We start from the raw sequence: 9080 nt of genomic DNA on the forward strand, positions 1-9080 counted from the left end.
GGGATAGCCTTTCTCAGTATTTTGTCGTAATTATATTGTATCAAGACTATCTCCATAAAGCAAAAAAGCAACGGCTCTTAAACCGTTGCTTTTTTGCTTTAGTCAGAGAGACTTTTGTCCCAAACTCTACTTTACCGAGCAAGGGAAATTTTCTCACTTCAGAGTGTTGTCTAGTGATCCAAAGCTTACCGATAACTCAGATCAAAGAAAAATAGAGGCTAAAAAATATGTCGCCGAGATCTTAGAGCCCCTGATTGCCATCCAACCCGAGCCTCCTAAAGGGGAAAACCTCCAATGGCTTTTCAACATCACCTATGGAAGGAGGTTTCAATAAGGACTAGCAGTCCAATCTAGCCCTCATTGAAAACCAAAGTTCACTTGTCAAGGAGAAAACATCATAAAAAAATTCATCCTAATCCTAGGCCTCCTCAGCATCTGTATCTTCCTCATCAAAACCTACTATGACCTCCGAGCAAACCTCATTCACTATTCTGTTTACTATGCGCAAAATCTAGACCACAACCCCAATTATGATCCTGTTATGGCCATGGTTGTGGATAACCTCGACTATATCCCTCGGTTAGAAGATGACTCAATTCACTATGACTTTGATGGACATTCAACAATTTATAAGGAAAATCCCAAAATATATTTAAATGGATCACCTGAACAATATGTTGTTTATAAAAATGATGAGCTCTATTATTTTACTGGACAAGGTAAGTTTTCACACTTTAGAATCTTAGGCAGCGACTCAAAATTTGACGATAGCTCAGATCAAAGAAAAATAGAGGCTAAAAAATATGTCGCCTAGATCTTGGAGCCCCTGATTGCCATCCAACCCAAACCGCCTATATACTCTAGCAAAAGTACTGGATCTTTTACTTTGATTGGTGAAACAACTTTGACGCAGTAGCTGATTGGTTTCTTCATTCGCTTTTCAAGCTTAGAAGAAAACCTAATCAGCCTTGCGGGGGTGGGAGTAAAAAGATCCAGTGGATCTTTTTAGCATGAGCCCAAAATTAAGAAAGCGAATTAACTAAATTTTTTCAAAATTAGTTCTGTCCCACTCCCAATGGCTCCTTAACATCACCTACGGCAGACGTTTTCAATAGTGACTTTTCCGTCATCTATCCTTGGATAGAGCTTTGATAGAACTCCATTTCTCTCTCTACTTGCTGAATATGGTATAATTTTCAAAAACACAGAACATAGAAAGAGGTTCCCTATGCCTGCCAAAGCCATTATTACCATTTTTGGTGCCAGTGGAGATTTAGCCAAACGTAAGCTCTATCCTGCCCTATTTCGTCTGTTCAAAACCGGAAAGCTAGCAGATAATTTTGCGGTTATCGGCGCCTCTCGTCGTCCTTGGTCCAAGGAGGAATACGAAGCGGTTGTTCTTGAATCCATTCAGGATTTAGTGACTGATCCAAGTCAAGCTCAGGACTTTGCGGCTCGTTTTTACTACCAAAGCCACGATGTCACCAGCACCTTGGATTATCGAAATATCCGGGAGCTCCAGAGCCAGCTCAATGATCGCTATCGGGCAGACAACAACAAGCTCTTTTTCCTCTCCATGTCCCCTCGTTTCTTTGGGACTATCGCCAAGCACCTCAAGTCTGAAAACATCATCGATGGCCTTGGCTTTGAGCACTTGATTATCGAGAAGCCTTTTGGCTCCGACCTGGAGTCCGCCTGCCAGCTCAATGAGGAGCTGATGGATTCCTTCCGCGAAGACCAGATTTTCCGCATCGACCATTATTTAGGCAAGGAGATGGTTGAAAATATTTACGCCATCCGCTTTGCCAACCCCATCATCGATCGCATCTGGGATCGCCACTCCATCCATAACATCCAAATTACCCTCGCTGAACAACTAGGCGTTGAAGAACGCGGGGATTATTATGACCAATCCGGTGCCTTGCGGGATATGGTGCAAAACCATGCCCTACAGATTCTATCCCTATTAACCATGGATAAGCCCCACTCCTTCAGCAAGCATGATATCCGGGCTGAAAAAGTCAAGGTCTTCCAATCCTTGAAGAAGCCAGGACCAAAAGAGCTAGCCAACCATTTTGTCCGCGGCCAATACACCGCCAATCAGGACCTACCAGGCTATCGCGAGGAGCCAAAGGTGAATCCAGACTCAATGACGGAAACCTACTTTGCCGGTGTCTTCTTCCTAGACAGCAACCGTTTCCGCAACATCCCTATCTTTATCCGCACCGGCAAACGCCTGGCTGAAAAGGCCACACGAGTGGATATCGTCTTCAAACAAGAAGAGATCATTTTTGCTGAGGATTTAGAACCCAACATTTTAACCCTCTACATCCAACCAGAAGAGGGCATCTCTTTCCAATTCAACCAAAAAATACCAGGCTACGACTTCACAATCCAGCCCCAAGCCATCAGCTCCTTTGACCGCACTGCCGGACCGGAAGGCTATGAAAAACTGATTTTTGAAGCCCTCCAAAGCAACTCCTCTAACTTCAGCCACTGGCACGAAGTTAAAGCAAGCTGGAAGCTGATTGACAAAATCGAGCACAGCTGGCAAGAAGACCAAAGCCCCCTCCACTTCTACCCAGCCGGCTCCCACGGCCCCGAAGCCGCTGACCAACTCCTGGCTCAGTTTGACGCCAAATGGATTTGGTAGGATATAGATTTCAAGACAAACTTCAAATTGAGGTTTGTCTTTTTTATCGACATAAAAAAAGAGGCTGGGACAAAAGTCTAGCCTCTCTCTTTATGATTAACAAAATGCCTTTGACGCAGTAGTTGATTGAGCCTAACAGCATTGTATGCTGTTAGAGAGTACCAAATCTTTTTTGCGAAGCAAACTCCAATCGTTCGCTTGATAGCGAACATTTCATGTTCGTCCATATCATAGGCTCAGCGAGTCAATTCCTGACTCGCCGAGAGGACTCCGAACCCGACCTAATCAACCTTGCGGGGGTGGGAGTAAAAAGATCCAGTGGATCTTTTTAGCATGAGCCCAAAATTAAGAAAGCGAATTAACTAAATTTTTTCAAATTTAGTTCCGTCCCAATTCCAATTCCTATCTAACGACTCTTACTCCATCTCGGTCACAAACACGCCATCCAATAAGGAGCGCATAAATTGCTCCGAATTAAAATCACCGATGTCGTCGAGTTTTTCACCAAAGCCGATCAGTTTCACCGGAATATCCAATTCCTGGCGAATGGCCAGCACAACTCCTCCTCGAGCTGTGCCGTCAATCTTGGTCAAGACAATCCCGGTAACCGGTGTGATTTTTGAAAATTCCTTAGCCTGTACTAAGGCGTTTTGACCGGTGGAGGCATCCAAGGCCAAGAGGGTTTCATGAGGGGCCTCGGGGATTACGCGCTTGATGATCCGACCCATTTTCTCCAGCTCAGCCATGAGGTTGTCCTTGTTCTGCAAGCGGCCGGCTGTGTCAACCAAGAGGACATCAACACCTTCGGCTTGGGCCCGTTCTAGGCCATCATAGACAACGCTGGCTGGATCGCTTTTTTCAGGTCCAGTGACAACGGGCACACCCACGCGTTTGCCCCATTCAACTAGCTGGGCCACAGCTCCTGCCCGGAAGGTATCGGCTGCGACCAACATGACCTTGCGGCCTTCTTCTTTGTAACGATAGGCTAGTTTTCCGATAGAGGTTGTTTTACCAACGCCGTTAACCCCGACAAAAAGCATAACTGTCAGACCTTCTTGGAAGTTAATTCCCTCTTCATAGTGACCATCCTTGTCGTAAATGTCCACTAATTTTTCAATAATAACCCGGCGTAAGTCTTCCGGTTTTTTAGCATTCTCCAAGCGAGCTTCTTGACGTAGGTCCTCGGTTAGCTGGGTCGCAACCTGCACACCGACGTCACTGGTGATGAGGAGTTCTTCCAACTCCTCGAAAAATTCCTCGTCCACTGTACGGAAATTGGCGAAAAAGGCGTTGAGGCTTTCCAAGAAACCTGAACGGGTTTTCTGCAAACTCCGATTGTATTTCTCAGCTTCAGTTTCCCGGCGTTTACGAACTTCTTCCAAGGCATCCTGGAACTGCTCTTCCTCAACCTTGCGGCTAGCTGCATCCAGTTGGGCCCGCATTTGTACATAGTAGTCCGGTAGGGTTTCAGCCGTTACCTTTTCAACCGCAATCTCAGCAGCTTCCACTTCCTCCGACTGTTCAGGCTCAGATGCTTCAATTGGAGTCTCGATTCCCTCGGTTACTTCGATTACCGGTTCCACTTCCTTCAGTTGCTCCGGCTCAGACGCTTCGGCTGGCGCCTCAACTTCCTCGGTTACTTCGACTACTGGCTCTTCTTGCGGATCTTCTGCTTTCTCAATTCCAAATAGGCGATCAAATAGCCCCATCTTGTTTCTCCTTCAATACATATTCCTCCACTGCTCGGGCAACACCGTCCTGATCATTGGTCCACTCCAAGACCTTCCAGGCCACGTCCTTCAAGGCTGGAACGGCATTGCCCATGGAAACCCCATAGCCAGCCCATTGAACCATCGACAAGTCGTTGGCCTCGTCTCCAAAAGCCATCACCTGGTCCTTACTCAAGCCCAGCAGAGCTGTTAATTTCTCCAACCCTCTTGCCTTATCCGCCTCTTTTGGCAGCCACTCCAGCAATTGGTCGCGGGACTTAAAGATTCCATATTTTTCAAAAAATGGGGCTGGGATTTGCTGGATTGCCCCATCTAAAGCAGCTGCGTCGTGAGCCGAGATACACTTATTATAAAAGGACTGCTCCTCCAAATCGGCAAAGGAAATCAGCTGGAAATCCAAACTTGGATTGAAAGACTGGTAACGTGAGACAATCGGCCCCTCAAGATTAAAGACGGTCCCCTCCTGAATCACATCCAAAGGTAGATTAAGCTCGCGACTAAGCTGGTAGAGCTCCGCAACTTCTTGGTAGCTAAACCGTGCCTCGGCCAAAATTTCACCCGTGTTGCGCTGGATCAGACCACCATTAAAGGTAATCGCATACTCCTCCGCCTGACCATCCAAGTCCAACTCCTTCAACAGAAAATCCATGGCTTTCAGAGGCCGCCCTGTAGTCAAAACCACCTTGACCCCCTGCTTACGAGCCGCCGCCAAGGCAGCCTTAGTCCGCGGACTGATTTTCTTCTCACTGGTCAATAAGGTCCCATCTAAATCCAGGGCGATTAAACGAATATCCATCAAACAAGCTCCTCCATATACTTGAGCACAGACCCCTGACTAGCAGGGCCAATCACACGATCGGCAATGGCCTTAATCTCATCCTTGGCATTCTCTGGACAAATAGCCAAACCAGCCAACTCCAGCATCTGCCGATCATTAAGCTGATCTCCAAAAGCCACCAAATCATCCGGATGCCAGTCCTTCATCAACAACAGACGCCCCAGCGCCGCCCCCTTATCAATCCCTGTAGGAACAATATCCAAGGTCTGGTAACCCGTCGTCATAACCGAATAACCCGGCAAATGCTGAACCAGCCAAGCCACCCCTTCCTGCACCTCCGCTTCCCGCAAATTCAAGGTAACCTTGAAAATCGGCTCCTGCATCTCCTGCAAATCTCCGATCAACTGAATCTGCGGATGATACTCCCGCGCCAACTCCAAATAGTCCGCATCCACCGTCTCCAAGGCATAAACCTCATGCTCCGCCGAAAAAATCAACTGATTCTTATCCACATAAGGACTTGCCACCAAATCCGCAAACAGCTGCTCCACCGTCTCCGCATCCATGGTCCGAGACCAAATCACCTGACCCCGCTCCTCAATAATCGAACCATTCTCACCAATCAAATACATCCGATCCTGGAAATCCGCAAACAACTCCCGCATTGACGCAATCCCACGACCAGATGCCGCCGCAAACACAATCCCCTGCTCATCCAAACGATCCAAGAGGCTGGCAAACCGCTCCTGATCAAACTGATGGTTCCCATCTAAAAATGTCCCATCCAAGTCTGTCGCCATTAATCGAAACATACAAGCTACCCCAGTCCTTTTCAAAAATTTCCAAAACATCTCCTTTTATTTTAACACAGAAGCACCAAAAAAGGACCTGTCCGATCGACAGACCCTTGATTATGACCAAAGTCTTAGAAAAGAGGCTGGGACAAAAGTCTAGCCTCATTGACTTTGGTTAATAAAATGCCTTTGACGCAGTAGCTGATTGGCCTCCCGAGTTTATCACTTTATGTTATAATCAACCTAACTCAATCGCTTGATAGAACTGGATTTTTTTGAAATTTCCAGCCCTTTATTCTTGTGTTGTATGGCGTTGTATGTTACAATGAACTATGGCTTTTATCCGAACAACAACAAATAAAGAAGGCAGAACTCATGTGTATCTTGCCGAAAGTTATCGCAAAGATGGAAAAACCAAACAAAGGATTATTAAAAAATATGGACTCCTAGATGAATTAGAAGTTCGAGAGCCTGGCATCCTTGAGCGTTTGAAATAAGTATTCATACACTACAAGAAAATAATCAAAAAGGATGGCCAAACTCCTTGGTACACAAGGGGTTAGCTATCCTTTGTCTTTTTTAAACTGATAAACTCGGGATTTTAACACAGAAACACCAAAAAAGGACCTGTCCGATCGACACGCCCTTGATTATGACCAAAGTCTTAGAAAAGAGGCTGGGACAAAAGTCTAGCCTCATTGACTTTGGTTAATAAAATGCCTTTGACGCAGTAGCTGATTGGCCTCTTCGTTCGCTTTTCAAGCTCGGAAGAGGACCTAATCAGCCTTGCGGGGGTGGGAGTAAAAAGATCCAGTGGATCTTTTTAGCATGAGCCCAAAATTAAGAAAGCGAATTAACTAAATTTTTTCAAATTTAGTTCTGTCCCACTCCCAAACTGTGTACTTAACAGCAGCCTTTGAGCTAATAAATAGGAACCTTTCTTTTACTAGACTTCCTGCGAAACGTTAACTATCCTTCAAAATTGATAATACCAGCAATCAAATTCATTCGTAAACCAAAGCGTTTTTTACGATTCCAATAAGTGGTTGAAAATATTTTAAACACTTTAAATTTTGCAAAAACATTCTCAACCTTAATACGTCTTGAAGATAGAGCTCGATTATAAGATTTTTCCTCTTTTGTTAAGGGATGTAATTTACTAGATTTTACAGGAGTTTTTGCTTGAGGATAGAGCTTCGTAAGTCCTTGATACCCGCTATCTGCCAATATTTCCTGAGCCTTAGATAAATTTCGTCTACTAGTTCTAAAAAGTTTCATGTCGTGGCAGTAATTCAGCTGAACATCGAGAAAAAGAATTCGTCCTTGTCCAGTTACGATTATTTGCGCCTTGCTTGCATGAATTTTCTTTTTCCCAGAATAGTTTAACTTTTGTTTTTTTGGGGGCGTTGAATTTTCACTTCTGTTGCATCAATGATGAGTGTATCCGTATCTTTGATTTCTCTTTTTCCAATAGCGAAACCACTTTGAACTAAAGTTTCTTCAACCCAATGGCTACGACGAATAAGGTTACTTTCATGTACACCAAAATCAGCCGCAATTTGTTCATAAGTGCGATATTCACGTAGATATTGAAGAGTAGCCATCAAGATGTCTTCTAAACTCATTTTGGGTTTACGGCCACCTTTAGAGTGTTTTGCCTGATAAGCAACTGTCAAGATTTCTAACATTTTTTCAAAAGTTGTTCTCTCAACACCAACTAGGCGTTTAAAGCGTACATCGGAAAGTTTTTTACTGGATTCATAATTCATAGCTTTAGTTTATCATATTATAGTTTTGCAGGAAGTCTACTAAAAAAAACGGGACACAAAAACAGAAGTACTTATTCCCGTGAACAGATAAGTTTGTTAAAAATACCCAGACTAATTAAATCCCTAATCATTCATCCCCACTATAAAAATCAGGTGAAATCGTTGATAATCTAAGGATTCCGCCTGGTTTCTTTGTCTCACCCAATGGGTGAAAATCAAAAACTTCTAGAAACCTTGATCTATCAGGGATTCTGGAAGTTTTTTAGGCTCTTTGTCAACTGTAGTGGGTAGAATTTTACAATCTATAAATAGTGAGTACAATATAGCCTAAAAATGGCTTCCTTTCAATTCATATGGGATGCATTCCCTGTGGTGGGGGACGGCAGCGACCTCTGACGAGTTCCATGCCTTATTCGGGAACCGAAGTTTCCCGAATCCCCCCGATTCCAAGCTCGGTGGCTTGGAATCTTTTCAGTACGACGGGCATGTCGTATATCTGAGGTGCAAGTCCTCTGTGGGCACCTGCTACCGGTGAACCCAATAGCGACTCCCAAGCCTGACTATCGTGAGGTAGCGGGGAGAGGAAGGGATAGCGAAATCGTGGCTCTACGAACAGAAATGTGATATGAAGGCGTATGTAGTGGATGAGGAGGCTGAAAACTCTAAAGTCCCAAAAGGTAGTCGTAACCTATATGCGTAGATCACGAGAGTAAACGAGGAAAGATATACGACTTATCCCGTGAGGTCTCATGAGCGTCGTAGACGTAGTAACAACGAATCATGAGAAGTCAGCCGAACCCATAGTAGTGATGAAGTTTCTGTAATGGAAATGGAGCGAAGGGGCGAACAATTAACCGAAGTAATCCTACTTCACTTGTGTCTGTAAAAGAACGGTCTGATAGAACTGGAGACGGTCACGTATTGACTAGGAGAAGGTTCACGAATCTAAGATGTCCCTCAGACACCGAAACAAGAAAGGAATACGCACATGTCAGAATTGCTAGATAAGATATTATCTCGGAACAATATGCTTGAAGCCTATCATCAGGTAAAAAGAAACAAGGGTTCTGCTGGTATCGACGGAGTTACCATTGAGGAAATGGATAATTTCCTACGGCAACATTGGCGAGAAACCAAGGAACTTATAAAGCAGAGGAAGTACAAACCTCAACCAGTTTTACGAGTTGAAATTCCTAAGCCAAATGGTGGCGTCCGAAATCTTGGAATCCCTACAGTCATGGACAGAATGGTACAACAAGCGATTGTTCAAACCATCAGTCCAATCTGTGAAAGACACTTCTCAGAGTATAGTTATGGCTTTCGTCCCAATCGCTCTTGTGAGACAGCTATTATTCA

8 protein-coding genes are annotated in these 9080 nt (G+C 44.6%); 4 read left to right on the forward strand and 4 right to left on the reverse strand.

Translation table 11 applies throughout. The features are described from left to right. The first annotated feature begins 541 nt into the window (after positions 1-541). Both HZY94_RS00720 and zwf read left to right on the forward strand, forming a co-directional pair. Positions 542-814: a hypothetical protein gene (locus HZY94_RS00720; RefSeq protein ID WP_179924554.1), complete on the forward strand. Its 273-nt coding sequence runs from the start codon at positions 542-544 to the stop codon at positions 812-814. A 414-nt stretch (positions 815-1228) separates the two neighbouring features. Next, positions 1229-2653, forward strand: a complete 1425-nt coding sequence (gene zwf / locus HZY94_RS00725; RefSeq protein ID WP_179924555.1) for a glucose-6-phosphate dehydrogenase — start codon at positions 1229-1231, stop codon at positions 2651-2653. 416 nt (positions 2654-3069) lie between these two features. Here the strand turns inward: zwf and ftsY are convergent, their stop codons facing one another. From ftsY to HZY94_RS00740, 3 genes are read right to left on the reverse strand one after another with little or no spacing between them, the layout of a single operon-like run. Further along, a complete protein-coding gene (gene ftsY, locus HZY94_RS00730; protein ID WP_179924557.1) occupies positions 3070-4362 on the reverse strand; it encodes a signal recognition particle-docking protein FtsY in 1293 nt (430 codons plus the stop codon). Next, positions 4349-5182, reverse strand: a complete 834-nt coding sequence (locus HZY94_RS00735) for a Cof-type HAD-IIB family hydrolase (RefSeq protein ID WP_179924559.1) — start codon at positions 5180-5182, stop codon at positions 4349-4351. The genes ftsY and HZY94_RS00735 overlap by 14 nt, the downstream gene beginning before the upstream one ends. Next, the gene (locus HZY94_RS00740; protein WP_179924561.1) at positions 5179-5973 is read right to left on the reverse strand and encodes an HAD family hydrolase; all 795 of its coding nucleotides are present in this window, start codon (positions 5971-5973) and stop codon (positions 5179-5181) included. Before HZY94_RS00740 ends, HZY94_RS00735 begins: the two co-directional genes overlap by 4 nt. A 314-nt stretch (positions 5974-6287) precedes the next feature. On the opposite strand from HZY94_RS00740, the gene HZY94_RS00745 reads away from it, so the two are divergent. Next, positions 6288-6452 carry a hypothetical protein gene (locus tag HZY94_RS00745; RefSeq protein ID WP_179924552.1) on the forward strand — a complete coding sequence of 55 codons (165 nt, stop codon included), beginning with the start codon at positions 6288-6290 and terminating at the stop codon, positions 6450-6452. Between the two features lie 472 nt (positions 6453-6924). Here HZY94_RS00745 and HZY94_RS00750 read toward each other — a convergent pair. Then, positions 6925-7724, reverse strand: a protein-coding gene (locus HZY94_RS00750) for an IS5 family transposase (RefSeq protein WP_179924563.1) whose coding sequence is annotated in 2 segments (ribosomal slippage) — positions 6925-7356 and positions 7359-7724 — 798 coding nt in all. Because the reading frame shifts where the segments join, the coding sequence is not laid out codon by codon here. Between the two features lie 988 nt (positions 7725-8712). On the opposite strand from HZY94_RS00750, the gene HZY94_RS00755 reads away from it, so the two are divergent. Then, a partial coding sequence (locus tag HZY94_RS00755) for a reverse transcriptase domain-containing protein (RefSeq protein ID WP_257151889.1) occupies positions 8713-9080 on the forward strand: 368 nt, incomplete at its 3' end.

Origin of the sequence: Streptococcus danieliae, assembly GCF_013415245.1 — a bacterium.
GTDB lineage: Bacteria > Bacillota > Bacilli > Lactobacillales > Streptococcaceae > Streptococcus > Streptococcus danieliae_A.